This window comes from Serratia sp. CY71090, from assembly GCF_052166845.1.
In the GTDB taxonomy this organism is placed as follows: domain Bacteria; phylum Pseudomonadota; class Gammaproteobacteria; order Enterobacterales; family Enterobacteriaceae; genus Serratia; species Serratia nematodiphila.
In genome coordinates, this window is the sequence record NZ_JBJNOA010000009.1 from 1 (window position 1) to 25,210 (window position 25,210).

22 protein-coding genes are annotated in these 25,210 nt (G+C 59.3%); 8 read left to right on the forward strand and 14 right to left on the reverse strand.

Going from position 1 to position 25,210, the window contains the following annotated elements; all coding sequences use genetic code 11:
• Positions 1–344: 344 nt before the first annotated feature.
• Entirely contained in the window at positions 345–908 is a 564-nt protein-coding gene (gmhB, locus tag ACJ8OK_RS16800) for a D-glycero-beta-D-manno-heptose 1,7-bisphosphate 7-phosphatase (RefSeq protein WP_015378880.1), read from the reverse strand.
• Between the two features lie 188 nt (positions 909–1,096).
• Here gmhB and metN point away from each other — a divergent pair, with 188 nt between their 5' ends.
• The 6 genes from metN to proS all read left to right on the forward strand — a co-directional run bounded on the left by metN (position 1,097) and on the right by proS (position 6,691).
• The gene (gene metN / locus ACJ8OK_RS16805; RefSeq protein WP_004932012.1) at positions 1,097–2,128 is read left to right on the forward strand and encodes a methionine ABC transporter ATP-binding protein MetN; all 1,032 of its coding nucleotides are present in this window, start codon (positions 1,097–1,099) and stop codon (positions 2,126–2,128) included.
• Positions 2,121–2,774 (forward strand): methionine ABC transporter permease MetI, encoded by a 654-nt coding sequence (locus tag ACJ8OK_RS16810; RefSeq protein WP_004932010.1) that lies wholly within the window; start codon positions 2,121–2,123, stop codon positions 2,772–2,774. The genes metN and ACJ8OK_RS16810 overlap by 8 nt, the downstream gene beginning before the upstream one ends.
• A 39-nt stretch (positions 2,775–2,813) precedes the next feature.
• The gene (locus ACJ8OK_RS16815; protein ID WP_033632261.1) at positions 2,814–3,629 is read left to right on the forward strand and encodes a MetQ/NlpA family lipoprotein; all 816 of its coding nucleotides are present in this window, start codon (positions 2,814–2,816) and stop codon (positions 3,627–3,629) included.
• A 114-nt stretch (positions 3,630–3,743) separates the two neighbouring features.
• A complete protein-coding gene (gene rcsF / locus ACJ8OK_RS16820) occupies positions 3,744–4,148 on the forward strand; it encodes an Rcs stress response system protein RcsF (RefSeq protein WP_004932006.1) in 405 nt (134 codons plus the stop codon).
• Positions 4,145–4,852, forward strand: coding sequence for a tRNA (N6-threonylcarbamoyladenosine(37)-N6)-methyltransferase TrmO (gene tsaA / locus ACJ8OK_RS16825; protein WP_033632260.1), 708 nt, complete (start codon positions 4,145–4,147; stop codon positions 4,850–4,852). Before rcsF ends, tsaA begins: the two co-directional genes overlap by 4 nt.
• Positions 4,853–4,972: 120 nt before the next feature.
• Positions 4,973–6,691, forward strand: coding sequence for a proline--tRNA ligase (proS, locus tag ACJ8OK_RS16830; protein WP_082997397.1), 1,719 nt, complete (start codon positions 4,973–4,975; stop codon positions 6,689–6,691).
• A 61-nt stretch (positions 6,692–6,752) separates the two neighbouring features.
• Here proS and nlpE read toward each other — a convergent pair whose 3' ends face one another.
• From nlpE to ACJ8OK_RS16845, 3 genes are read right to left on the reverse strand one after another with little or no spacing between them, the layout of a single operon-like run.
• Positions 6,753–7,436, reverse strand: a complete 684-nt coding sequence (gene nlpE, locus ACJ8OK_RS16835) for an envelope stress response activation lipoprotein NlpE (protein ID WP_033632258.1) — start codon at positions 7,434–7,436, stop codon at positions 6,753–6,755.
• A 29-nt stretch (positions 7,437–7,465) separates the two neighbouring features.
• The gene (arfB, locus tag ACJ8OK_RS16840; protein ID WP_004931997.1) at positions 7,466–7,879 is read right to left on the reverse strand and encodes an alternative ribosome rescue aminoacyl-tRNA hydrolase ArfB; all 414 of its coding nucleotides are present in this window, start codon (positions 7,877–7,879) and stop codon (positions 7,466–7,468) included.
• 3 nt (positions 7,880–7,882) lie between these two features.
• Positions 7,883–8,431, reverse strand: coding sequence for a YaeQ family protein (locus ACJ8OK_RS16845; protein WP_004931995.1), 549 nt, complete (start codon positions 8,429–8,431; stop codon positions 7,883–7,885).
• Positions 8,432–8,645: 214 nt separating this feature from the next.
• On the opposite strand from ACJ8OK_RS16845, the gene ACJ8OK_RS16850 reads away from it, so the two are divergent.
• The gene (locus ACJ8OK_RS16850) at positions 8,646–8,846 is read left to right on the forward strand and encodes a YaeP family protein (protein ID WP_004931993.1); all 201 of its coding nucleotides are present in this window, start codon (positions 8,646–8,648) and stop codon (positions 8,844–8,846) included.
• The gene (gene rof / locus ACJ8OK_RS16855; protein ID WP_004931991.1) at positions 8,833–9,096 is read left to right on the forward strand and encodes a Rho-binding antiterminator; all 264 of its coding nucleotides are present in this window, start codon (positions 8,833–8,835) and stop codon (positions 9,094–9,096) included. The genes ACJ8OK_RS16850 and rof overlap by 14 nt, the downstream gene beginning before the upstream one ends.
• A gap of 50 nt (positions 9,097–9,146) precedes the next feature.
• Here rof and ACJ8OK_RS16860 read toward each other — a convergent pair whose 3' ends face one another.
• The 10 genes from ACJ8OK_RS16860 to dnaE form a co-directional block, all read right to left on the reverse strand.
• Entirely contained in the window at positions 9,147–9,461 is a 315-nt protein-coding gene (locus tag ACJ8OK_RS16860) for a c-type cytochrome (protein ID WP_049277238.1), read from the reverse strand.
• On the reverse strand, positions 9,461–10,792 hold the full coding sequence (gene tilS, locus ACJ8OK_RS16865; RefSeq protein WP_033632256.1) for a tRNA lysidine(34) synthetase TilS: 1,332 nt from the start codon (positions 10,790–10,792) through the stop codon (positions 9,461–9,463). Before tilS ends, ACJ8OK_RS16860 begins: the two co-directional genes overlap by 1 nt.
• 56 nt (positions 10,793–10,848) lie before the next feature.
• On the reverse strand, positions 10,849–12,300 hold the full coding sequence (dtpD, locus tag ACJ8OK_RS16870; RefSeq protein WP_082997399.1) for a dipeptide permease DtpD: 1,452 nt from the start codon (positions 12,298–12,300) through the stop codon (positions 10,849–10,851).
• Between the two features lie 68 nt (positions 12,301–12,368).
• Positions 12,369–14,507: a lysine decarboxylase CadA gene (gene cadA / locus ACJ8OK_RS16875; protein ID WP_004931982.1), complete on the reverse strand. Its 2,139-nt coding sequence runs from the start codon at positions 14,505–14,507 to the stop codon at positions 12,369–12,371.
• 95 nt (positions 14,508–14,602) lie between these two features.
• Positions 14,603–15,946 carry a cadaverine/lysine antiporter gene (gene cadB / locus ACJ8OK_RS16880; protein ID WP_033639529.1) on the reverse strand — a complete coding sequence of 448 codons (1,344 nt, stop codon included), beginning with the start codon at positions 15,944–15,946 and terminating at the stop codon, positions 14,603–14,605.
• 370 nt (positions 15,947–16,316) lie between these two features.
• On the reverse strand, positions 16,317–17,873 hold the full coding sequence (gene cadC / locus ACJ8OK_RS16885; RefSeq protein ID WP_442530732.1) for a lysine decarboxylation/transport transcriptional activator CadC: 1,557 nt from the start codon (positions 17,871–17,873) through the stop codon (positions 16,317–16,319).
• Between the two features lie 89 nt (positions 17,874–17,962).
• A complete protein-coding gene (locus ACJ8OK_RS16890) occupies positions 17,963–18,352 on the reverse strand; it encodes a VOC family protein (RefSeq protein WP_015378887.1) in 390 nt (129 codons plus the stop codon).
• Between the two features lie 107 nt (positions 18,353–18,459).
• On the reverse strand, positions 18,460–20,604 hold the full coding sequence (locus tag ACJ8OK_RS16895; protein WP_004931974.1) for a lysine decarboxylase LdcC: 2,145 nt from the start codon (positions 20,602–20,604) through the stop codon (positions 18,460–18,462).
• A gap of 111 nt (positions 20,605–20,715) precedes the next feature.
• Positions 20,716–21,675, reverse strand: a complete 960-nt coding sequence (gene accA / locus ACJ8OK_RS16900; RefSeq protein ID WP_004931972.1) for an acetyl-CoA carboxylase carboxyl transferase subunit alpha — start codon at positions 21,673–21,675, stop codon at positions 20,716–20,718.
• A gap of 12 nt (positions 21,676–21,687) precedes the next feature.
• Entirely contained in the window at positions 21,688–25,176 is a 3,489-nt protein-coding gene (dnaE, locus tag ACJ8OK_RS16905) for a DNA polymerase III subunit alpha (RefSeq protein WP_004931970.1), read from the reverse strand.
• Positions 25,177–25,210 lie beyond the last annotated feature (34 nt).

Sequence of the window (25,210 nt, forward strand, 5' to 3'; positions counted from 1 at the left end):
CATGAATTTTACTTCAGTTAGTCACTCTTCAAGACTTGATATTTTTTTGCATCCGAAGATGCTGGATATCGTCTTGTGGAGTGCCCACACAGATTGTCTGATAAATTGTTAAAGAGCAGTGAGTTAGGCGCTTTCGCTTGCTAACTCGAGGTGGCGTATATTACGCTTTCCTCTTTCAGAGTCAACCCTAATTTTCAGGATTTTTTCTCTTTCTTCCCGGCCGCTGTGTGAAGTGAATCACTTGCGCCGTGTCGATGGAGGCGCATTATAGGGAGCCGGTTCAGAATGACAAGCGATAATATGCATTTTTTATCTGACCGCTCACTATTCATGCGTAACGCCTATTAAACCCGCTTTTTGATGGCTGCCGGCAGGTCCGCCAGGCTATTTAGCACCCAATCGGCCAGCTTTTCACCCTGCTCCGTCACCGGCTTGCCGGTACGCACCAGCACCTTGGTGCCGACGCCGGCCGCGATCGCCGCCTGCATATCTTCCGGTTTATCGCCCACCATATAAGAAGCGGCCATATCGATGTTCAATTCCTGCTGCGCTTGCAGCAGCATGCCCGGCTGCGGTTTACGGCAGTCACAGACCTGACGATACTCTTCCACTACCGCCTCCGGATGATGCGGGCAGAAATAGATGCCGTCGAAGTCGACGTCGCGATCGGCCAGCGACCAGTCCATCCACTCGGTCAGGTACATAAACTGGTCTTCGCTGAACTTGCCGCGCGCAATGCCCGACTGGTTGGTCACCATCACCAGCGCGAACCCCATCTTTTTGAGTTCGCGACAGGCGTCAATCACGCCGTCAATAAAGTGGAAATTGTCGATTTCATGGACATAACCATGGTCAACGTTAATCGTACCGTCACGATCGAGAAAAATTGCTGGAACGCTTTGTGTCACCGCTTTGCTCCTGAGGGGCTGAATACGCTGACAGTATCGCATGTTTTACCCCGCACTGAGAACGCCGGAGAACGTCGCTGGCCGTTGACTTAGACGTCTAGACGCCTTAACATCTGATCCATACCTTGGTTCCACGCCGAGGTTTACTTTTATCTAGCCACGGGCAACCACGCTAAAATAAGAAGAATATGATTAAACTTTCTAACATCACTAAAGTGTTCCAGCAGGGTTCGCGCACCATTACCGCGCTCTCTGACGTGACCCTTCACGTCCCTGCAGGGCAAATCTATGGCGTTATCGGCTCTTCCGGCGCCGGCAAAAGCACGCTGATCCGCTGCGCCAACATGCTTGAGCGCCCTACCTCCGGCCAGGTGCTGGTCGATGGCCAGGATCTGACGTCTCTGTCGGAAAGCGAACTGACGCGCGCCCGTCGCCAAATCGGCATGATCTTCCAGCACTTCAACCTGCTCTCTTCCCGCACGGTGTTCGGCAACGTGGCGCTGCCGCTGGAGCTGGACAATACGCCGCGCGCCGAGATCAAAAAGCGCGTGACCGAACTGCTGGAGCTGGTCGGCCTGGCGGACAAACACGACGCCTATCCGGCCAATCTGTCCGGCGGCCAGAAACAGCGCGTGGCGATCGCCCGTGCGCTGGCCAGCAATCCCAAAGTGCTGCTGTGCGACGAAGCCACCAGCGCGTTGGATCCGGCCACCACCCGCTCCATCCTGGAGCTGCTGAAAGACATCAACCGCCGCCTGGGCCTGACCATTCTGCTGATCACCCACGAAATGGACGTGGTGAAACGCATCTGCGACCAGGTCGCGGTCATCAGCCAGGGGCAGCTGATCGAAAAAGACAGCGTCAGCGAAGTGTTCTCACACCCGAAAACCCCGCTGGCCCAGCAGTTCATTCAGTCCACGCTGCATCTGGATATCCCGGACGACTACGCCGCGCGCCTGTCGCCGGAGCGTCAGGGCGACCGCCAGCCGCTGCTGCGCCTGGAGTTCACCGGTCAGTCGGTCGATGCGCCGCTGCTGTCTGAAGCCGCTCGCCGCTTCAACGTGAACAACAACATTATCAGCGCCCAGATGGATTATGCCGGCGGCGTGAAATTCGGCGTGATGCTGGCGGAGCTGCACGGCAGCGACGAAGACGCGCTGGCGACGATTAAGTTCCTGCAAGAAAATCAGGTAAAAGTAGAGGTTCTGGGTTATGTCTGAGGCAATGATGTGGTTGATGGCGCGTGGCGTGTGGGAAACCGTCATGATGACCTTTGTCTCCGGCTTCTTCGGTTTCGTGCTCGGCCTGCCGGTAGGTGTGCTGCTGTATGTCACCCGCCCGGGGCAGATCATCGCCAACAATTCGCTGTATAAGATCCTGTCCGGGCTGGTGAACATCTTCCGTTCCATTCCGTTCATTATCCTGCTGGTTTGGATGATTCCGTTTACCCGCATGATCGTCGGCACCTCGATCGGCCTGCAGGCGGCCATCGTGCCGTTGACGGTGGGCGCCGCGCCGTTCATCGCGCGCATGGTGGAAAACGCCCTGCTGGAGATCCCGTCCGGCCTGGTGGAAGCCGCGCGCGCCATGGGCGCCACGCCGATGCAGATCATCAAGAAAGTGTTGCTGCCGGAAGCCCTGCCGGGCCTGGTCAACGCCGCGACCATCACCCTGATCACCCTGGTGGGCTACTCCGCCATGGGCGGCGCGGTCGGCGCCGGCGGCCTGGGCCAAATCGGTTACCAATACGGTTATATCGGTTATAACGCCACAGTGATGAATACCGTATTAGTATTACTGGTAGTTTTGGTTTATCTGATCCAATTCTGCGGCGATCGCATCGTCAAAGCCGTTACCCATAAATAGTTTCACCGCATGTTAATGCGAGTCTAATGAGGAAGGGATATGTCGTTAAAATTTAAATCCATCGCGGCAATTGGCGCACTGATCGGCACGCTGGCTCTGGCGGGCTGTGGCCAGGATGAAAAGAATCCGAACCACATCAAGGTCGGCGTGATCGTCGGCGCTGAGCAGCAAGTGGCTGAAGTGGCGCAGAAAGTGGCGAAAGAGAAGTACGGTCTGGACGTTGAACTGGTCACCTTCAACGACTACGTGCTGCCTAACGAAGCGCTGAGCAAAGGCGATATCGATCTGAACGCCTTCCAGCACAAGCCTTATCTGGATCAGCAGATCAAAGACCGCGGTTACAAGCTGGTGCCGGTCGGCAACACCTTCGTTTACCCGATCGCCGGTTACTCCAAGAAAATCAAATCGCTGGACGAGCTGAAAGAAGGTTCGCAGATCGCGCTGCCTAACGATCCGACCAACCTGGGCCGTTCGCTGCTGCTGCTGCAGAAAGTTGGTCTGATCAAGCTGAAAGACGGCGTTGGCCTGCTGCCGACCGTGCTGGACGTGACCGAGAACCCGAAAAACCTGAAGCTGGTTGAGCTGGAAGCGCCTCAGCTGCCGCGCTCTCTGGACGATCAGCAGATCGCGCTGGCGGTGATCAACACCACCTACGCCAGCCAGATCGGCCTGACGCCGGCGAAAGACGGTCTGTTCGTGGAAGATAAAGACTCGCCTTACGTCAACCTGCTGGTTGCGCGCGAAGATAACAAAGATGCGGAAAACGTGAAGAAATTCGTTCAGGCCTATCAGTCTGACGACGTTGACGCGGCCGCCAACAAAATCTTCAACGGCGGCGCGGTGAAAGGCTGGTAAGCGCTTATTCACCCATTTTATTCCTATAATTGCAAGACGGGCCAAGGCCCGTCTTGTTATTTCCGCCATAGCTTGCTTCAATAGCGCCACTTTCATTAAGGCAGAGGAATCTCAATGCGTGTTTTACCTCTCTGTTTGTTAGCGCTCGCGCTGGCCGGATGTTCATCGCAGCGTATCGCGCCGTCCTCAACAAGCAGCACCAGCAAGCCGACTACCACCGCTCCGGCCAAAACTACGCCGGCCGCCCGCCCCGCACCGGTAAAACTGTACAAAAGTGCAGAAGAACTCGTGGGTAAACCGTTCCGCGATCTGGGTGAAGTGTCCGGCGAATCGTGCCAAACCACCGTGCAAGACTCTCCACCGAATCTGGCTACCGCCCGTAAACGCATGCAAATCCGTGCGTCTTACATGAAGGCCAACGCCGTGCTGCTGCACGACTGCCAAATTGTCAGCGGCGTCGCCGGTTGCTATCAACAGGCCGTTTGTCAGGGCTCGGCGCTTAACGTCTCCTCCAAATGACCGAATTCGTTTTCGAGCAGATCGGCGTGATCCGCTCGCCGTATAAAGAAAAATTCGCCGTGCCCCGCCAGCCGGGGCTGGTCGAAGACGGCGGCGGCGAACTGCTGCTGCTGCCGCCTTACAACCAGGCGGAAGCGGTGCGCGGCCTCAGCGATTTCAGCCATCTGTGGGTGATGTTCATTTTCCATCAAACCATGGAAGGCGGCTGGCGCCCGACGGTGCGTCCGCCGCGTTTAGGCGGCAATGCCCGCATGGGCGTGTTCGCCACCCGCTCCACCTTCCGCCCCAACCCGCTCGGCATGTCGCTCATTGAGCTGAAGGGCGTGCGGGTGAAAAACGGTGAAGTGGCGCTGGAACTGGGCAGCCTCGACCTGGTCGACGGCACCCCGGTGGTGGACATCAAGCCTTATCTGCCGTTCGCCGAGAGCCAGCCGCAGGCCCGCGCCGGCTTTGCCCAGGCCGCGCCCGCCGGCGATATGCCGGTGCGTTTCGCACCGCAGGCCGAGCAACAGCTGCAGCAACATCAGGCGCGCTACCCGCAATTAAGGCGTTTTATCAGCCAGGTGCTGGCGCAAGATCCCCGTCCCGCCTATCGTAAAGGAGAGGACGTCGAACGGGATTACGCCGTCTGGCTGTTGGATTTCAACGTGCGCTGGCGCGTCGTGGACGGCCGCACCGAAGTGTTGGCGCTCGACCCGCGTTAAAATTCCGCCGCCTCTCTTTTGGCGACCCGCTCGCGCTGGTAAACTAAACCACTTTTGTCACTTTTGGCCGCCACTCTGGCAGCCCGATGCAATTTGCAGTTCTAACGGAACCAAAACACCATGCGTACTAGCCAATATCTGCTCTCCACACTGAAGGAGACACCTGCCGACGCCGAAGTGATCAGCCACCAGCTGATGCTGCGCGCCGGGATGATCCGCAAGCTGGCCTCCGGTCTTTACACCTGGCTGCCGACCGGCCTGCGCGTTCTGAAGAAGGTTGAAAACATCGTTCGCGAAGAAATGAACAATGCTAACGCGATCGAAGTGTCCATGCCGGTGGTTCAGCCTGCCGATCTGTGGCAGGAAAGCGGCCGTTGGGAGCAATACGGCCCCGAGCTGCTGCGCTTCGTCGACCGCGGCGATCGTCCGTTCGTGCTGGGCCCGACGCATGAAGAAGTGATCACCGATCTGATCCGCAACGAGATCAGTTCGTACAAACAGCTGCCGCTGAACTTCTTCCAGATCCAGACCAAGTTCCGTGATGAAGTGCGCCCGCGTTTCGGCGTGATGCGTTCCCGTGAGTTCCTGATGAAGGATGCCTACTCCTTCCACACCTCACAGGAGTCTCTGCAGGAGACTTACGACGCAATGTACGAAGCGTACAGCAAAATCTTCAGCCGCATGGGCCTGGATTTCCGCCCGGTGCAGGCGGATACCGGCTCGATCGGCGGCAGCGCCTCGCACGAATTCCAGGTGCTGGCGCAGAGCGGTGAAGACGATATCGTGTTCTCCACCGGTTCCGACTTCGCCGCCAACATCGAGCTGGCGGAAGCGGTCGCGCCGGCAGAGCCGCGCGCCGCAGCCAGTGAAGAACTGCGCCTGGTAGATACGCCGAACGCCAAAACCATCGCCGAGCTGGTCGAGCAATTCCAGCTGCCGGTGGAAAAAACCGTGAAGACGCTGATGGTGCGCGCCACCGAAGAGAGCGGCCACAAGCTGGTCGCCCTGCTGGTGCGCGGCGATCACGAGCTGAACGAAATCAAGGCCGAGAAGCTGGCGCAGGTTGCCGCGCCGCTGACCTTCGCCACCGAAGAAGAGATCCGCGCCATCGTCGGCGCCGGCCCGGGTTCCCTCGGCCCGGTCAAGCTGCAGATGCCGGTGGTTGCCGACCGCAGCGTAGCGGCGATGAGCGACTTTGGCGCCGGCGCCAACGTTGACGGCAAACACTACTTCGGCATCAACTGGGAGCGCGATCTGCCGCTGCCGCAGGTGGCCGATATCCGTAACGTGGTGGAAGGCGACGCCAGCCCGGACGGTCAGGGTACGCTGCTGATCAAACGCGGCATCGAAGTGGGCCATATCTTCCAGCTCGGCACCAAGTACTCGGAAGCGATGAAAGCGACCGTGCAGGGTGAAGACGGCCGCAACCAGGTGCTGACCATGGGTTGCTACGGCATCGGGGTCACGCGCGTCGTGGCCGCCGCCATCGAGCAGAACCACGACGAACGCGGCATCATCTGGCCGGACGCCATCGCGCCGTTCCAGGTCGCTATTCTGCCGATGAACATGCACAAGTCGTTCCGCGTACAGGCGCTGGCAGAAGAGCTGTACAACACCCTGCGTTCCCACGGCATCGACGTGATCCTCGATGACCGCAAAGAGCGTCCGGGCGTGATGTTCGCGGATATGGAACTGATCGGCGTGCCGCACTCTATCGTTATCGGCGATCGTAACCTCGACAACGAAGAGATCGAGTACAAGAACCGCCGCATCGGCGAGAAGCAGATGATCAAAACCGGCGAAATCGTTGATTTCCTGCTGGGCCAGATCAAACGCTAAGCGTCGATCGCCAGAGAATAAAAAAACCCGCCTAGGCGGGTTTTTTTATATCCGAAACGCGTTACTTGCTGCTGCAGCTTTTACTGCGGTCGAACGCGATCTTGCCGTCCGGCACCACCGCTTTTTCAATCTGCCCCTCTTCCATCGACGGCTGCACGCTGAAGTGCGCGTTGAAGGTCAGGAACACCGGCTCGCCGGCAGTCTTATTGGCCTTAGCGTAACCTTGCTCCAGCGCGATGTTGTTATCCACCGGGAAAGTGATGCCGGTGGCGCAATCTTTGAACACCGCCGCGTCGGCCATATAGCTGTAGCTGCCTTTCATCGCCATCGGGGTTTTAGGCAACGGTTTTTCAACCGGCTCCAGACGGTAATTCAGCTTGGACTCGATCGGCGCGCCGCTGCGATCCAGCATCTCCAGGCTCTTGCCCACCGGACGGAAGTAGCGTTTCTCGCCGGTGCTATCGGTCAGCACCAGCTTATCCGCGGTGCGCGCCCATTTGCCGTAGTCGGCAAAGGTCTGATCGCCGTCTTTGCTGCCGCGATAGGTTTCCTGCAGCACGAAGGTGCCGTCTTCATCCAGGAACAGCGCCGTATCCAGACCGCCGCAATCAGCGCAAGGCAACACCCCTTGATAACTCTGCGGCATCGCCTGCAGCGGTTGTTCCTTCGGCTGATAATGATTATTGCATCCCAACAACGAGAGTGCACCTGCCGCCAAGAACAGGGCTATCGTAATTTTCTTCACAGTTATTCTCCTACTGTGTTCATGTATTCCTAAGTGCGAACCTTGCCGCGCAGCGCCTTGGTGGCGCCTTTACGCGTCTTGCCTTCCAAACGACGCAGTTTCGCTCCTTTCGTCGGCTTGGTCGCCTTGCGCGTTTTTTCCACCACCATCGCCTGCTGAATCAACGCGACCAGCCTGGCCAACGCCGCTTCGCGATTCAATTCCTGACTGCGATACTCTTGCGCCTTGATAATCACCACGCCATCGGCGGTAATTAAATGGTGATTCAGCGCCAACAGCCTTTCCTTATAATACTCTGGCAGGCTGGATGCCCGGATGTCAAAGCGCAAATGGATCGCCGTTGAGGTTTTGTTCACGTGCTGGCCGCCCGCGCCCTGCGCGCGGATCGCCGTCAATTCCAGCTCATTATCCGGTATGGCGACGTTTCTTGACAGTTCCAGCACCGGTCACACCTGCGCCCGCTGCCACTCGGCAAACTGGATTTCCAGACTATTCTGAGCATCGGACAGCCAAATAGTTCCCTCCTGCAGCGTCGCCTGCAGCGTCATGGTGCGGCTGGCCAGCGCCGTCAGCCGCGCCAGCTGCTCGTCATCGAGGAAACGCACGCTCAGGTTCTTGTAACCGGCCACCTTGCCCTGCATTCCCTGCCACCACACGTGCGCGGCGCGCTCGCCGTAGGCGTACAGCACCACGCGCGGCGACTGGTTGCAGGCCTTGCGAATGCGCTTCTCGTCGGGCAACCCCATCTCGATCCACATTTCCAGCCCGTTATGGTCGTTGCGCTGCCAGATCTCCGGCTCATCGTCGGCGCTCAGCCCTTTGGTGAACACCAGCCGCTCGTCGGCATGGCAGATCCAGGCCAACAGGCGCAACATCATGCGCTGTTCATTTTCGGACGGGTGTTGCGCCAGCGTCAGCGTGGCGTCGTGATAGAAGTGACGATCCATATCAGCGATATTGACCGCGGCTTTATAAATGGTTGCTTTCAGCGCCATGGGTGACCTCGTTATTATTCGGCGACAGTGTACTTGATCAGGGGCGAACGCCGCCAGCGCAGCCCGGTTCGGCGCAGAACGAAAGGCGTGTCGAGGTGCTGATAACTCCATAACAGCTGTGCTATAGTCGTCTAGGATAGGATAAAACTCCGAGAGCCTGCGCCTCATCGCGAGAGCGGTCTTGATGATGCAGAGGTTCTTAAGGGAGGAAACTGTGCAACAATACTGTGAGTTAGTACGCCGTACTTACGCCGAGATTGGCAGTGGAGATCTTGGCTACGTGCCTGATGCGCTGGCTTGTGCGTTAAAGGCATTGGACGATGTCGCAGCGAACGACGCGCTACCGTCCTCCGTTAGGGAACAGGCGGCCTTTGCCGCCGCTAACTTATTGGTGAGCGACTATGTTGATGAATGATGAGTACCAACCCATCAATTGCGATGACTACGACAACCTGGAACTCGCCTGTCAGCATAAACTTATTCTGAAGCTGGAGTTACGCGACGGAGAAGTGATCGAGGCCAAGGCGATCGACCTGCTGCAAAAGAAACGCGTTGAGTATCTGACCATCGAACAGAACGGCCAGCAGCGCGACCTGCGTCTGGACCATATCAGCAGTTTCAGTCATCCGGAAATCGGTACCGTGGTCGTCAGTCTGTCGGACTGAGCAGCGGTAACCCCATCCCAACAGGGCAGCCCGACGGCTGCCCTCGTCATTTACGGCTTCAGGCTGGCATAGTAAGCCGCCAGATCGGCGATGTCGTTATCCGACAGCCCCGACACATAGGCCTTCATCACCTCGGCCTGGCCGCCGTTGCGCTCCCCTTTCCTATACGCCTGCAGCGCATGCTGCAGGTACATGGCGTTCTGTCCGGCCAGATTCGGGTACATCGGCACCGTCACCTTGCCCTGCGCGCCGTGGCACGCCGCACAGGCGGCGGCTTTCGCCTGACCGGCGGCCGCATCCCCCGCCGCCAACGCCGGCAGGCTGAACAGGCCGGCGGCCAACAGCGTGATCCCCACAAACTTCATCATTGCTCCTCACGATTATGATTTTTTTCCCAGCGCAGCCGCCACGGGCGTTCGCCTTCCGCCACCTGCCCCGCCTCACAGACGAATGCGCCCAAGGCAGCGATCAACTGCTCATCATAATAAATCAACGGGATGCGATCACGCTGCCAGGGAGGGATCCCCAGCTCCTGCCACAGTTTTTTTATCGGCCGCGAATGGGCGCGCCCCACGATGCGCACGGCGCCCTGCACGCCGCCGAAACGAATGCTGATCCGCTGCGATGACAGCGGCGCGCGCAGCGCCAGATCGCCCTCACCGGCGATCAGGCGCCCCAGCCCGTCCGGCAACGTCAGCGGCTCGTCAGGCCGCCAGAGCAGATGCACACCACGCAGCGCCGCCAGCGGCGGCAGCAGGTGCAGTCGGCCACGGAAACGGCGGATCTGATAGGCGCCGAGCTGCAGCTGCGGTTCGGCGTCTTCCCGGCTGAGTGCCACCTCCTCCCACAGGCGCTGTAGCTGCTCACGCGCCGGCATAGTGACGTTAAACAACGCGATCCAGCGCCGCAACAAGGCGAAACGCCGCACCGGCGAACAGTCGGTCAGGCCGTCGATCGCCAATGAGCGATCCGCCGCCAACAGGCTTTGCAGCGGTTCCGCCAGCAGTTCGTCCAGCAGCTGCTCCTGCTCGGCGCACAGGCTGGCGCTGCGCGCCACCGCCGAAGCGAAGTGCGGCCAGCGCTGATTGAGCAGCGGCAAAACCTGCAAACGCAGGAAATTGCGATCGAAGCGCGTGTCCTGATTGCTGTCGTCATCTATCCAGCTTAAGGCGTGGCGCTGCGCGTAGCTTTCCAGCGTTTGACGCGAGCAGCCCAGCAACGGCCGCAACAGCAAGTGCTCGCCCAGCGTGGCGCGCGCCGCCATCGCCGACAACCCCGCCGGCCCGCTGCCGCGCTTGAGCGCCAACAGGAAAGTTTCGCTTTGATCGTCAAGGTGTTGAGCGGTAAGCAGCGCTTCTCCCTCCGCCAATGCTGCGCTGAAGGCGGCATAGCGCGCCGCACGCGCCGCCGCTTCGATGCCGCCCTGGCGGGCATCCACCTGCACGTGCGTCACCGTCAGCGGCACCCGCCAGTCGGCGCACTGGCGGCGGCAATGCTCAACCCAACGGTCGGCAAAGGCGCTCAGGCCATGATGCACGTGCAGCGCACGCAGCTGCAGCGCCGGACGCTGGCGGCGCAACGTCGCCAGCAGATGCAGCAGCACGCTGGAATCCAGGCCGCCGCTGAACGCCACCAGCAGCCGCTGCTGCGCGCCCAGCTGGTCCGCTACCTGCGTCGTTAATTGATCAGTATCCATCGGTAGGCTTTGTCACTTCTACATAGCTGCACGTTAACCCCGCCTACCGCCATCAATCAAGCATTAACCGTCCGGGCCTGGCGCCGCGTCAGCAGCCACCAGCCGCCCAGCACCGCGATCACCGCCAGCGCGCACCCGGCCGCCCCCCAGCCGATCTGGGCGAAAATGCGGCCATACGCCTGCATCGCCGCCCCCTCGATGTGGTCTTCGGCGGTCTGATTGGCGATGATGCCCGCCAGATAGTTGGCGATCGAACCGGTCGCCAGCATATAGATACCGGTCAACACGCCGGTGGCGCCGGGGATATTCAGCCGGGTGATCTGCGCCATCGCCACCGGATCGATAAACAGTTCGGCGAAGCCCATCACCGCCAGGCCGGCGATCATCAGCCCCATCGAACCCGGCCCGTGCAGCCGCGTATTGAGCGCCATCAGCATAAAGCCGACGCCGATCAGCAACAGGCCGAAGGCGAACTTGCACCAGATGCGCAGCGTCCGGTCGCCCGCGCCACCGCCGCTCGCCAGCCAGGCCAGCGCCACGCCGCCCAGCATCACCGCGCAGGCGTTAACCGACTGGAACAGCGCGGTCGGCACCGTCCAGCCGAACCAACGCCGGTCGACGAAGTGATCGATAAACAGGCTGATGGAGCTGCCGCCCTGCTGGGCAAAAGCCCAGAACAGCGTGCCCAGCAGCATCAGTACGATGATCTGCCACAGCCCCCGCCGCTGGCCGGCGTCCGCGCGCAGCATAATGCGCGCCACCAGCGCCACCGCCGCCACGCACACCAACCCGAGCAAATAGCCGGCCCAGTCGCGTTCAAACAGCAGCGTGAAGAACAGCGGCGACGCCAGCAGCGCCGCCAGCAGCCAACCCCAGTGCGGCAGGCCCAGGCTTTTGGCGCGCATCAGCGGCACATTGACGCCGCGGGTGTGGCGAAAATGGCGCCCGCCGAGCAGGAAGATCGCCAGGCCGGCGAACATGCCGATCCCGGCCAACGCAAAACCGACGTGCCAGCCATAGCGTTCAGCCGCCAGCCCGCAGGCGATCGGCGCCAAAATGGAACCGACGTTGCCGGCGGCGTACAGCAGCGAGAAGCCTCCTTCGCGGCGCGAGTCCTGCGCCGGGTACAGCTCACCCAGCAGGCAGCTGATATTGGATTTGAACAGGCCGTAACCACAGATGATGATCGCCAGCGCCAGATAGAGCGACTGGGCGGAGACCGCGCTCAGGCCAAGCACGATATGCCCCAGGGTCATCAGCGCCGCGCCGGCGATCACCGCGACGCGGTTGCCCAGCAGGCGGTCGGCGAGCCAGCCGCCCAAAATTGGAGTGACGTAAACTAACGAAGCGTAAGCGCTGTAGAGATCGATGGCGTGGCTGTCGGTATAGCCGAGTTGGTGGGTCAGATAGAGGATCAGTAACGCACGCATGCCGTAAAAGCTGAAATATTCCCAAATTTGTATCGCTACGACATAGTAGATTGCGCGCGGCTGTGAGGGTGTTTTCATGGTGGTCTCCCATCAGTCGGTGAACGACAAAGGGGAAGCGCGAGCGCCTCCCCTGTTTTTGGCTGCGGTTATTTCGCCTTCAGCACTTTCACCCGATAACGTCCGTCCGCCTGACGGTAGGCGCCGTGAATGTCGGTTTCAAAGCCCGGATAATGCGCGCCGATTTCGCACAGCATCTGCAGGAACTCCAGCACCGGCCGGCTCTCTTCGGTCAGCATCTCGCCCGGCATCACCAGCGGCACGCCCGGTGGGTATGGCAGGATCATGTTGGCGTTGACCTTACCGACCATCTCTTCCAGATAGACCTCTTCCACTTCGCCGTGCAGCTCTTTCTGGAACGCCTGGTACGGGTTCATCACCATGGTTGGCAGCACTTCGAACGCGCGGTACATCAGGTCCGGCAGGTTGTGTTGCTCCACCAGGCGGTGAATGTTCTGCGCCAGATCCTGAATGCGCATGTTTTCATAGAAATCAGGCGCTTCCTGATACAGAGAAGGCAGCATGTTTTTCACCCGCAGGTTCAGGTCGAACGAGCGTTTGAAGTCGGTCATCGCGCGCAGCAGGCTGAGCGCCTTGGTTTTATCGATGCCGATGCTGAACAGGAACAGCAGGTTGTACGGCCCGGTTTTCTCGACGATGATGCCGCGCTCGTCGAGGTATTTCGCCACGATGCTGGCCGGGATGCCGAACGGCTGCATCTCGCCTTCCTTGCTCATCCCCGGCGTCAGAATGGTGACCTTGATTGGGTCCAGATACATGTGTTCATTGTCGATGTTCTTGAAACCGTGCCAGGCGCTGTCGGAGCGCAGCGGCCAGCACTCCGGCTCATCGATGTGCTCCGGCTGCCAGACGTCGAAGAACCAGCCGTCGGATTCGACTTTCAGACGTTTGATCTCTTTACGGAACTTGATCGCGCGTTCGATAGAACCGTGGATCAGGCGCTTGCCGGCGTTGCCTTTCATCATCGCCGCAGCGGTTTCGGTCGAGGCCACAATGCCGTAGTGCGGCGAAGTGGTGGTGTGCATCATGTAGGCTTCGTTGAAGGTCTCTTCGTTGATGTCGCCCTTCACGTGGATCATCGACGCCTGCGAGAAGGCCGCCAGCAGTTTGTGGGTGGACTGGGTTTCATAGATCACCTTGCCCTCCACGCGGCCGCCGCTCATGCCGCACTTGCCTTTATAGATCGGATGGAAGTTGGTGTAAGGCACCCAGGCGGAATCGAAGTGGATAGACTTCACGTCCAGAGTGTTCTTGATAAAGTCGGTGTTGTACAGCAGGCCGTCATAGGTGGAGTTGGTGATCACCGCGTGCACCGGCCAGGTGGCGTTCGGGGTGTCCTTCACGCGTTTGGCGATGGTGGCGCGCTGGAACTCGCTCTGCGGGATGCCGCCGAGGATGCCGTAAGCGTTGCGGGTCGGGCGGAAGTAGATCGGCGTGATGTCGCTCATCATCATCAGGTGAGTCAGCGACTTGTGGCAGTTGCGGTCAATCAGCACCGTGCTGCCCGCCGGCGCCGAATACATGCCGACGATCTTGTTGGCGGTGGAAGTGCCGTTGGTGACCATGTAGCTGCGTTCGGCGTTGAACACGCGAGAAATATACTCTTCCGCCTCTTTGTGCGGGCCGGAGTGATCCAGCAGCGATCCCAGCTCGGACACCGAAATCGAGATATCCGACTTCATGGTATTCGGGCCGAAGAAATCGTAGAACAGGCTGCCCACCGGGCTTTTCTGGAACGCGGTGCCGCCCATGTGGCCCGGCGTACAGAAGGTGTATTTGCCTTCGCGCACGTATTTGAACAGCGCCTTGGTCAACGGCGGCAGGATGGTGTCGATATACTCGTCGGTATTCTGTTTGATCTTGGCGGCGATGTCGGTTGCCGCGCCGAGCGCATATTCGAAGAAGCGCACCTGCATGCGCAGATCGTTCAGGCTGACGTCAAGCGTCGAATAGGTGTTGGCGAATGCGTACAGCGGCATGTACTCGTTCAGTTGGCTGATCTCTTCGCACAGCTCCAGGTTGTATTTGTCCCAGTCGAAGATCACCCCGCACAAGCGGGCGTTGTTCTCGATCAGTTTCAGCAGGTCTTCGCGATCGTTAGGGTAAACGATGCGGAAATCCAGACTTTCCAGCGCCTGATGCAGTTCACGGATAGGCTCTTCTTTAAAGTAGACACCCATGTGATTCATGATGGCGATAACGTTCATATGCATTTCTCCTGGCAAAGCAAGCCCCTTCCCGTCGCGGCTGACAGGTCGGAAAGAAAGGGGCTGGGTAAATTCAGTCGGTCAGCGGACGCGAATCAGTGCGCTTTGGCCGTGGTGTTTTCATCAACCGCCGCGGCGTTGGCAGCCTGACGGGTATTCATTTTCCGGGCGTAGAACATCAGGATAATCAGGCTGATGATAAAGGTGCCGGACAGTTCGAAAGAGTTGGCGCCCATCAGCGCGATGAAGCAGAAGCCGCAGCCGCACACTGAAGCGATCAGGCTCAGCAGGTTGCGCACGTTGACCCCTTCAAAGCGGATCAGGTCTACGCAGGAGTAGAAGTAAGGCAGCATGGTCAGCAGCACCGCGATGCCGGTCAGCTCACCGAACAGGTCGGAGGCTTTGCCGCCGGCGGAGCTCATCAGGGTGATCAGCACCATCAGCGCGGTCATTTTGCAGCCAGCCAGCAGCAGGCCTTTCTTCGGAATGCCGTTTTTATCCAGCTCGCCGTACACTTTCGGGAAGTTGCCGTCGTTGGCGGCGCGCACCCCGGCCTGGCCGACCAACATCATCCACGAACCGAGCGAGGTCAGGCAGGCGAAGGCGGTGAAGGCGGAAACCATCGGCGCCGCCCAGTTGCCCATAATCGCCGAGGCGCTGATGGCGAACGGCGCGCCGCTGGCGGCCATTTCAGACGCCGGGAACATGCCGCTGATCACCTGGGTGGCGGCGATATAGATGATGCCCGCCAGACCGGTGCCGAGCATGGTCGCCAGCGGTACGGTGCGTTTCGGGTTTTTCACCATGCCGGTGCTGACCGCCGCGGATTCCACGCCGATGAACGCCCACAGGCACAGCAGGATACTTTTGATGACCGCATGGCTGTCGGTGGTGCCGGAGGTATTCCAGTTAGCCTGGTAGGTGGCGGCGTCAAACCAGTGCCAGCCGAGGGTGGCGGTCACGATCACCGGGATCAGCACCAGCACCAGGCCCAGCGTGGTCAAACGGCTGACCCAGGTTCCGCCCAGCATGTTCACGAAGGTGAAGACCCACACGATGGCGATACAGGCGATGCCGGCGGGCACCGGGTTGTTCAGCGCCGGGAAGAAGGTGGAGAGATAAGAAACGGCGGTAATGCCGATGGCCAGATTACCGATCCAGTTGGCATGGTAATAAAGCACGCCGGTCTGGAAACCGAAGGCCGGGGAAATTTCACCGGCGTAGGCGATAGGGCCGCCCTGCTGTGGGTTTTTGGTGGCGAGGCGGGCATACACATAAGCCAGCGACATTGCCCCGATAATCGAGATCACCCATCCCCAAATGGCGATGGATCCGAGACTCGCCAGGTTGGCGGGCAATAAGGCAATCCCGCTCCCCATCATATTACCGGCGACCACGCCGGTGCAGGCAATAAGCCCTATTTTCTTGGGTGAAGCCATGGTCAGTTTCTCCTGATTTACGTTTCTTATAAGCCACGCCCATAAATAAAAGATTTTAATGAGCCGGCTTGATAGTCAGGATGCTAACCATCGGGGGGAATAAAGTCCTAAAGATAAAGTGAGATTACGCTCATGATCATACAAATGATAACCTGAGGTTTTTTATTAACACATCAAGATAAAAAGACAGGCTAAAGAAAAGATAAACATCATTTAAAAACAAAAAGATGACAAGGTTAATAACGCATAACAAATGGCAAAAAAGAGATAATATCGCGCAGCAAAATAATACATTCACGCAACATAACTTCACCAATAAATAACGCCGCCATGATCCCCGAAGAATAAGAGCGGCGTGATATTGGGTTAATTATTGGCGCTGATAGTTATTTAAATAAGGCACCACGTTGGTCAATGACGTCTGGAATACGCCATTGGTGATCCAATGCAAGGTATCCTCACCGGGGCGAAGATTGAAGGCGGTAATATAAGAGTCGGCCGCCAAATGATTCTGCCCCTGCATTTCATACACCTTGCCCAGCAGCACATAATTCAGCCACGACATTTGCAATTCAATCCCCAGATCGATCGCCCGGTGCGCCTCGTCAATGCGCCCCTGCGTCAAGGCATCTACCGCCAGAACTTGCTGCATGATCGGCGTGTTCTTCAATTCGGGGATCGCCGCCAGATGGCTGATATCGGCCCGCAATTGCGCCAATGTCTGGCTGTCGAACGGTTGATAAGAATTGCGCAGCAGATCCACCAACGCTTTTTCAGCCAGCAGATAGCGGAAGTTCGGCGCGCTGTTAATCAGCTCGCTCAGCTGGGCGCTGGCGCGGGTCAACGAATCGGCGTCACCGCGGATCAGCAACTGATGCGCCTGGTAGAAACGCTGCAGCAACGGCCCGTTGTCCGGCAGCAACTGCGCCAGACGCTGCTCCAGCTGTGGCGGCCAAGGCTGCTTCAGCGCCGCGGACAGGCTGGCGAGGAAGTCGGTCTGGATCTTCAGCTGGTTATCGGCGGTGATGAAGTAACGCTTGTCCAACATGATCGAACTGTCGGCGTTATCCACCAGCCGCACGGAGAGGAAACACTGCTGGGCGCGGTAGTGGCGCTGATTGACGAACTCGATATACAGCGACTTGCCCGAGTTGCTGGGGCCGGAATAGTTGTAGTTGGTCTGGTCGTGCACCAGGAAGGTAGAGTAAGTGTTCAACGAATCGGTAATCAGCTCGCTGACGCCCACCACATAAGAGAGCTGCGGCATCCAGTTGCTGCAGCTCTCGCCGCCCTGAATGCGGATATCGATATCGCGCGGGTTGAGCAGCACCGGCATGGTCGATACCGGCACGCGCTGCGACAGCGTGGCGATGCCGACAAACGCCACGCAGACGCTTAGCGCACTCAGAAACGCCAGCCACACCCAGAACGTCGAGCGGCGATAAAAATGCGGCTTATTTTCGCCGGGCGCAGCAGCCGGCACGCTTGCCCGGCGCGGCGGCACGTAGGGCGTATCTTCTTCATCATCGCGGCCGTCTTCCGGCTCATGCATGATCACCGCGATCTGCGGCGCCGGTGCAATCGCGGGTTGTGTCTCCCCTTCTTCACACCAGATCACCGACGTCGCCAGCTTATACCCGCGCTTGGGCACGGTGATAATGTATTCCGGGCTGTCGCTGTCGCCGTCTTTCAGGTACTTGCGCAGCTCTGAAATACATTGGGTCACCACGTGGTTGGTGACGATATTGCGCTTCCAGACGTTGTCGATCAGCTCGTCGCGGCTCAGCACCACGTCGGGGTGCCGGGCGAAATAGCACAGCATGTCGATCAGGCGCGGTTCCAGCGTTTTCTGGCGACCATCGCGGCTGATGGTGTTGTCGGCAGGAGTAACCAGCCACTCCCCGACGCGAAAAGCAGGCTCTTGCATGGCGGAAATAACTCTGTAGGCATGTAGGGCAAGGGCGCGATCATAGCATAACCGCCCCCGGCTGTGGCCGCCGGGAGGCGATTAAGCCGTTAACTCTCGTATAATTCTAACGGTAAACCATCGGGATCGCTGAAAAAGGTAAAGCGGGATTGGGTGTAGGGATCGACACGCACCGGTTCGCAGGCAACGCCGGCCGCCTGCAGATGAGCGATAGCCTGATCGATGTCGTCGACGCTGAACGCCAGATGGCGCAGGCCACAGGCCTCCGGGCGGCTGACGCGAGCCGGCGGCGAGGGGAAAGAAAACAGCTCGATGGTGTATTGCCCGTTGAGCGCCAGATCCGCTTTCCAGGAGCCGCGCTCCTCACGGTAGACTTCGCTCAGCAGGGTAAACCCGAGAATGTCGCAGTAAAAACGCTTGCTGGCGGCGTAGTCCGCGCCAATGATCGCGATGTGATGCACCTGACGTAATGCCAGCATAGAAACCCTCCCCTGTTCATTCTGATGGGGCACGGTATCCGGCGGCGGCGATGCCGTCAATGAAAAAGCCCGGCTTATCTTGCCAAACCGCCGGGCGCGTTATGGCCTTATGGCTGCGGGGCTTTCAGCACCTTCACCAGATAGCACCCGTCTTCCGTCAGTTTGGCGCCGTGAATATCGGTTTCAAAACCGGGATAGCGCTCACCGATCGAGCATAGCATCAGCAGGAAATCGAGCACCGCCCGGCTCTCTTCGGTGATCATTTCCCCCGGCATCACCAACGGCACGCCCGGCGGATAAGGCAGGATCATATTGGCCGCCACCTTGCCCACCAGCTGATCCAGCTCGCAGGTTTCGACATTGCCGCGCACCTGCTCCTGGAACATCTGGTGCGGCGTCAGCTTCATTTCCGGCAGCACGTCGAACGCCCGCTGCATCAGGCCTGGCAGATCGTGTTGGCGGATCAGGCGATGAATGCCGGCGGCCAGATCCTGGATGCGCATATGGCGATAGAAATCCGGATCTTCGGCGTACAGATCCGGCAGCATGTTCTTCACCCGCAGGTTGAGATCGTAGGCGCGCTTGAAGTCGGTCAGGCCGCGCAGCAGGCTCATCGCCTTGGTTTTATCGATGCCGATGCTGAACAGGAACAGCAGGTTGTACGGCCCGGTCTTCTCCACCACGATGCCGCGTTCGTCGAGATACTTCGCCACCAGCGCCGCCGGGATCCCCTCTTCCTCCAGCGCGCCCAGCTCATTCATGCCCGGTGTCAGGATCGTTACCTTGATCGGATCGAGGTACATATGATCGCGATCGGTCTGGCCGAAACCGTGCCAGTTATCGTCCGGATCCAGCGGCCAGCACTGCGCCTCATCGATCTCTTCCGGCTGCCAGATATCGAAGAACCAGCTGTCGCTTTCCTCGCGCAGCCGCTGCACTTCACGGCGAAAATGCAGCGCGCGTTCCACCGAACGGTTGATCAAACGGCGCCCCGGGTTGCCGCGCAGCATGGCGGCGGCGGTCTCCATCGACGCCACGATGCCGTAGTGCGGCGAAGTGGTGGTGTGCATCATGTAGGCTTCGTTGAAGGTGCTCTCATCGTAGTCGCCCTTGATATGAATCATCGAGGCCTGCGAGAAGGCGGCCAGCAGCTTGTGGGTAGATTGGGTTTCGTAGAAAACCTTGCCGGGCACCCGCTCGCCACTCATGCCGCTCTTGCCGTCGTAAATCGGATGGAAGTTGGTGTAAGGCACCCAGGCGGAGTCGAAGTGGATCGACGGCACCTCCAGCGTCTGCTTAATGTAGTCGGTGTTGTACAACAGGCCGTCATAGGTGGAGTTGGTGATCACCGCATGCACCGGCCAGGTGGCGTTCGGCGTCGCCTGCACCCGGGCGGCGATGCTCTCACGCGTGAATTCGCGCTGCGGAATGCCGCCGAGGATGCCGTAGGCGTTGCGCAGCGGGCGCAGATAGATCGGCACGATATCGCTCATCATCAGCAGGTGGCACAGCGATTTGTGGCAGTTGCGGTCGATCAGTACCGTGCTGCCCGCCGGCGCCGAATACATGCCGACGATCTTGTTGGCGGTGGAGGTGCCGTTGGTGACCAGATAGCTCTGCTCGGCGTTGAAGGTGCGCGCGATATACTCTTCGGCCTCCAGGTGCGGCCCGGTGTGATCCAGCAGCGAACCGAGCTCGGTGACCGAAATCGAGATGTCGGCCTTCAGGGTATTGGCGCCGAAGAAGTCATAGAACAGGCAGCCCACCGGGCTTTTTTGAAACGCAGTGCCAGCCATGTGGCCCGGCGTGCAGAAAGTGTACTTGCCTTCGCGCACATAGTTGAACAGCGCCTTGGTCAGCGGCGGCGTAATGGTGTCGATGTATTCCGCGGTGTACTGCTGGATGCGCTGCGCGATGTCGTCCGCCGCATTCAGGCCGTACTCGAAGAAATAGAGCACCATACGCATTTCATGCAGGCTGACGTCGAAGGTGGAGTGGGTATTGATAAAGGCGTACAGCGGCAGGTATTCGTTCAGCTCGTTGATCTCGCTGCACAGCTCCAGGCTGTAGTCGTCCCAGTCGAAGATCACCCCGCAGATGCGGGCGTTGGCTTCGATCAGCTTCAGCAGGTCACCGCTGTTTTTGGGGTACACCAGCTGGAATCCCATGGCGGCCAGCGCAGCGTGGAGCTCGCGAATCGGCTCATCTTTGTAGTAGACGCCCGTCGGGCCCATGATGGCGATGATATTCATCGGCAGCTCCTGTCAGTTAACGGCCAAGTCTCTATAACACCACGAAAATCCGGCGGTGTGTAGCCAAAAAAAAACCGCCCGGAGGCGGTTTCTTGCAGCGAAGCACAGAACTCAGCAGTAGCCGTAGTTCATCAGACGCTGGTAACGGCGGTTGAGCAACTCTTCGTCGTTCAGACCATCCAGATCTTTCAGATCGGCCAGCAGCTGCGCTTTCAGCGCGGCGGCCATCGCCGGCACGTCGCGGTGCGCGGAACCCAGCGGCTCCGGGATCACCGAGTCGATCAGCTTCAGCTCTTTCAGACGCGGTGCGGTGATGCCCATCGCTTCTGCCGCCAGCGGGGCCTTATCGGCGCTCTTCCACAGGATGGAAGCACAGCCTTCCGGCGAAATCACCGAGTAGGTGCTGTACTGCAGCATGTTCACCTTGTCGCCCACGCCGATCGCCAGCGCGCCGCCGGAGCCGCCTTCGCCGATGACGGTGCAGATGACCGGCACGTTCAGACGCGACATCTCACGCAGGTTGCGCGCGATAGCTTCCGACTGGCCGCGTTCTTCCGCGCCCACGCCCGGATAAGCGCCCGGGGTATCAATAAAGGTGATGATCGGCATCTTGAAGCGTGCGGCCATTTCCATCAGGCGCAGCGCCTTGCGGTAGCCTTCCGGCGCCGGCATGCCGAAGTTGCGGCGGATCTTCTCTTTGGTTTCACGGCCTTTCTGGTGCCCGATGATCATCACCGGGCGGCCATCCAGACGCGCAATCCCCCCGACGATCGCTTTGTCGTCAGCGTAAGCGCGATCGCCCGCCAACTCTTCGAAGTCGGTAAAGATGTGTTTGATATAATCCAGGGTATAAGGACGGCGCGGGTGGCGTGCCAATTGGGCAATTTGCCAAGCCCCAAGATCGGCAAAAATCTTGCGCGTCAGCTCAACGCTCTTTTCACGCAGGCGCTGAACCTCTTCGTCCAGATTAATATCTAATTTTTCGTCTTGACGGCTGACTGCAGTCAGCGAGTCAATTTTCGCTTCCAGCTCTGCAATCGGCTGTTCAAAATCAAGAAAATTCAGACTCATAGCATTCCTATTTTAGTCAAATTCCAAGTCCACCTGCTCATTGCCTACCAACGTCCGCAAGTCGATCAACAAGCGGTCGGTGGGCGTCACGCGCCAGGTTGCGCCAAAACGCAGCTTGGCTCGCGCATCTTCCCGTTGATAGTAGAGATGCACTGGAATCGTCCCCGAGCGATGGGGTTCCAACGACTGACGGAGACGGTTCAAAAGCTGGTCATCAATTTGCCTGTCAGTCAGCGAGATAGCAAGCCCGCGAGCGTATTTTTCCCGGGCTTCACTGATGTCCATTACCTCGCGGGCCATCATTTTAAGCCCGCCGCTAAAGTCATCAAAGCTGACCTGTCCACTGGCGATAAGGATACGGTCTTTTTCCAACAAATGCTGGTATTTTTCTAACGCTTCGGTGAATAACATCACTTCCAGACGGCCCGAACGGTCATCCAGCGTGCAGATGCCAATGCGGTTGCCGCGCTTGGTCACCATCACCCGCGCGGCGACCACCAACCCGACGGCGGTAGTCATTTTGCCCCGATCCGTCGGGTGCATGTCTTTCAAACGCTGGCCACCGGCGTAACGTTCGATCTCCTTCAGGTACTGGGTGATCGGGTGGCCGGTCAGGTACAGCCCCAGCGTCTCCCGTTCACCGTCCAGCACCACCTGCTCCGGCCAGGGCGCGATATTGGCGTAGGATTGCTCCACCTGCTCCGGCGCTTCCGCCAGCACGCCAAACATATCCACCTGGCCAATAGCTTCGGCTTTCGCATGCTGATCCGCCGCTTTCAACGCGTCGCCGAGCGAATTCATCAGCGCGGCGCGGTGCGGCCCAAGGCGATCGAACGCCCCGGACATGATCAGTTTTTCCAGAATGCGGCGGTTCAGTTTCTTGATGTCGGAGCGCGCGCAGAGATCGAACAGGTCTTTGAAGTAACCTTGTTCGCCGCTGTTGCGCGCCTCGATGATCGCCTCGATTGGCCCTTCCCCTACGCCCTTGATGGCGCCGATGCCGTAAACGATCTCGCCGTCGTCGTTGACGTGGAAGTGATACAGGCCGCTGTTGATGTCCGGCGGCAGGATCTTCAGCCCCATGCGCCAGCATTCGTCCACCAGACCCACCACTTTGTCGGTGTTGTCCATATCGGCGGTCATCACCGCCGCCATAAACTCGGCCGGGTAGTGGGCCTTCAGCCACAGCGTCTGGTACGACACCAGCGCATAGGCGGCGGAGTGCGATTTGTTGAAGCCATAACCGGCGAATTTCTCCACCAGGTCGAAGATTTTCACCGACAGTTCGCCGTCGATGCCGCGCGCTTTGGCGCCGTCTTCAAAGCCGCCGCGCTGCTTGGCCATTTCGACCGGGTTCTTTTTACCCATCGCACGGCGCAGCATGTCCGCTCCGCCCAGCGTATAACCGGCCAGCACCTGGGCAATCTGCATCACCTGTTCCTGATACAGGATGATGCCGTAGGTCGGCTCCAGCACCGGCTTGAGCGACTCGTGCTGCCACTGAATGTCCGGGTAGGAGATCTCTTCACGGCCGTGTTTGCGGTCGATGAAGTTATCCACCATGCCCGACTGCAGCGGCCCCGGACGGAATAGCGCCACCAGTGCGATCATGTCTTCGAAGCAGTCGGGCTTCAGACGTTTGATCAAATCTTTCATGCCGCGCGATTCAAGCTGGAACACCGCCGTGGTTTCCGAGCGCTGCAGCATGTCGAAACTTTTCTTGTCATCGAGCGGGATGGCGGCGATGTCGATCGGTTCCAGCCCGGTCTTGGCGCGCCGGGCGTTGATCATCTCCAGCGCCCAGTCGATGATGGTCAGGGTGCGCAGACCGAGGAAGTCGAACTTCACCAGCCCGGCGTATTCCACGTCGTTCTTGTCGAACTGGGTCACCGGGTGGTTCCCTTCGGCATCGCAGTACAGCGGCGCGAAGTCGGTGATCTTGGTCGGCGCGATCACCACGCCCCCGGCGTGTTTACCGGCGTTACGCGTCACCCCTTCCAGCTTGCGCGCCATGTCGATCAGCGCCTTGACCTCTTCGTCGGCCTCGTAAATTTCCGGCAGCTGCGGTTCGGCGGCGAAGGCTTTCTCCAGCGTCATGCCCGGATCCGGCGGCACCAGCTTGGAAATGCGATCGACGAAGCCGTACGGGTGCCCCAGCACGCGGCCCACGTCGCGGATAACCGCTTTCGCCGCCATGGTGCCGAAGGTGATGATCTGCGATACCGCTTCGCGGCCGTACATCTCCGCCACGTGCTCGATCACCTGGTCACGCTTCTCCATGCAGAAGTCGACGTCGAAGTCGGGCATTGAGACACGTTCCGGGTTCAGGAAGCGTTCGAACAGCAGATCGAACTCCAGCGGATCGAGGTCGGTGATTTTCAACGCATAGGCCACCAGCGAACCGGCGCCGGAGCCGCGCCCCGGGCCCACCGGCACGTTGTTGTCCTTCGACCACTGGATAAACTCCATCACGATCAGGAAGTAGCCGGGGAAGCCCATCTGGTTGATCACCTTCAGCTCTACGTCCAGACGCTCGTCATATTCCGGGCGGCGCTGCGCGCGCACTTCAGGATCGGGGAACAGGAACTCCAGACGCTCTTCCAGCCCCTCTTTCGATTTGAGCACCAGGAAGTCCTCGGTGCTCATATCGCCGGTCGGGAACTGCGGCAGGAAGTATTCGCCGAGGCGAATGGTGACGTTGCAGCGCTTGGCGATTTCGACGCTGTTCAGCAGCGCTTCCGGGATGTCGGCGAACAGTTCGCACATCTCGTCTTCGCTGCGCATGTACTGTTGCGGGCTGTAGTTACGCGGCCGCTTGGGATCGTCCAGCGTAAAGCCGTCGTGAATGGCGACGCGAATCTCATGGGCGTCGAAGTCATCTTCCACCAGGAAGCGCACGTCGTTGGTGGCCACCACCGGCAAGCCGCGCTCAGTGGCCAGCGCCACCGCCGCATGCAGGTAGTTCTCTTCGTCCTGACGGCCGGTGCGGATCAGTTCCAGATAGTAACAGTCCGGGAAATGCTGCTGGTAGAAATCAAGACACTGATCCACCTGCGCCTGGTTGCCGCGCAGCAGAAACTTGCCGACGTCGCCCTGACGCGCACCGGAGAGCAGGATCAGCCCTTCGCGATGTTCAATCAGCCAGTCGCGATCGATGGTCGGGCCGGCGGCGCCGTAGCCACGCTGATAGGCGCGGGAAATCAGCAGCGTCAGGTTCTGGTAGCCTTCGTTGTTGCTGGCCAGCACCGTCAACTGAGCCAGTTCATCGCCCAGCTCTTCGCTTTGCACATGGAAATCCGCGCCGATGATCGGTTTGATCCCGGCGCCGTGCGCGCTGCCGTAGAATTTCACCAGCCCGCACAGGTTGGTGAAATCGGTGATTGCCAGTGCAGGCATGGCTAACGCGGCGGCTCTTTTCACCAGCGGCGCCGTCTTGGCCAATCCATCAATCATGGAGTAGTCACTGTGGACGCGCAGGTGAATAAAACGAGGTTCGGCCATCTCCAGATACCTGATTGAAGGGGCTCAGCGTGCT

What these genes read in the sequence shown, in the direction of transcription:
- metN (WP_004932012.1), top strand. Translation starts at nt 1,097, where the DNA reads ATGATTAAACTTTCTAACATCACTAAAGTGTTCCAGCAGGGTTCGCGC.
- ACJ8OK_RS16810 (WP_004932010.1), top strand. Translation starts at nt 2,121, where the DNA reads ATGTCTGAGGCAATGATGTGGTTGATGGCGCGTGGCGTGTGGGAAACC.
- ACJ8OK_RS16815 (WP_033632261.1), top strand. Translation starts at nt 2,814, where the DNA reads ATGTCGTTAAAATTTAAATCCATCGCGGCAATTGGCGCACTGATCGGC.
- rcsF (WP_004932006.1), top strand. Translation starts at nt 3,744, where the DNA reads ATGCGTGTTTTACCTCTCTGTTTGTTAGCGCTCGCGCTGGCCGGATGT.
- tsaA (WP_033632260.1), top strand. Translation starts at nt 4,145, where the DNA reads ATGACCGAATTCGTTTTCGAGCAGATCGGCGTGATCCGCTCGCCGTAT.
- proS (WP_082997397.1), top strand. Translation starts at nt 4,973, where the DNA reads ATGCGTACTAGCCAATATCTGCTCTCCACACTGAAGGAGACACCTGCC.
- ACJ8OK_RS16845 (WP_004931995.1), bottom strand. Translation starts at nt 8,431, where the DNA reads ATGGCGCTGAAAGCAACCATTTATAAAGCCGCGGTCAATATCGCTGAT.
- rof (WP_004931991.1), top strand. Translation starts at nt 8,833, where the DNA reads ATGTTGATGAATGATGAGTACCAACCCATCAATTGCGATGACTACGAC.
- ACJ8OK_RS16860 (WP_049277238.1), bottom strand. Translation starts at nt 9,461, where the DNA reads ATGAAGTTTGTGGGGATCACGCTGTTGGCCGCCGGCCTGTTCAGCCTG.
- tilS (WP_033632256.1), bottom strand. Translation starts at nt 10,792, where the DNA reads ATGGATACTGATCAATTAACGACGCAGGTAGCGGACCAGCTGGGCGCG.
- dtpD (WP_082997399.1), bottom strand. Translation starts at nt 12,300, where the DNA reads ATGAAAACACCCTCACAGCCGCGCGCAATCTACTATGTCGTAGCGATA.
- cadA (WP_004931982.1), bottom strand. Translation starts at nt 14,507, where the DNA reads ATGAACGTTATCGCCATCATGAATCACATGGGTGTCTACTTTAAAGAA.
- cadB (WP_033639529.1), bottom strand. Translation starts at nt 15,946, where the DNA reads ATGGCTTCACCCAAGAAAATAGGGCTTATTGCCTGCACCGGCGTGGTC.
- cadC (WP_442530732.1), bottom strand. Translation starts at nt 17,873, where the DNA reads ATGCAAGAGCCTGCTTTTCGCGTCGGGGAGTGGCTGGTTACTCCTGCC.
- ACJ8OK_RS16890 (WP_015378887.1), bottom strand. Translation starts at nt 18,352, where the DNA reads ATGCTGGCATTACGTCAGGTGCATCACATCGCGATCATTGGCGCGGAC.
- ACJ8OK_RS16895 (WP_004931974.1), bottom strand. Translation starts at nt 20,604, where the DNA reads ATGAATATCATCGCCATCATGGGCCCGACGGGCGTCTACTACAAAGAT.
- accA (WP_004931972.1), bottom strand. Translation starts at nt 21,675, where the DNA reads ATGAGTCTGAATTTTCTTGATTTTGAACAGCCGATTGCAGAGCTGGAA.
- dnaE (WP_004931970.1), bottom strand. Translation starts at nt 25,176, where the DNA reads ATGGCCGAACCTCGTTTTATTCACCTGCGCGTCCACAGTGACTACTCC.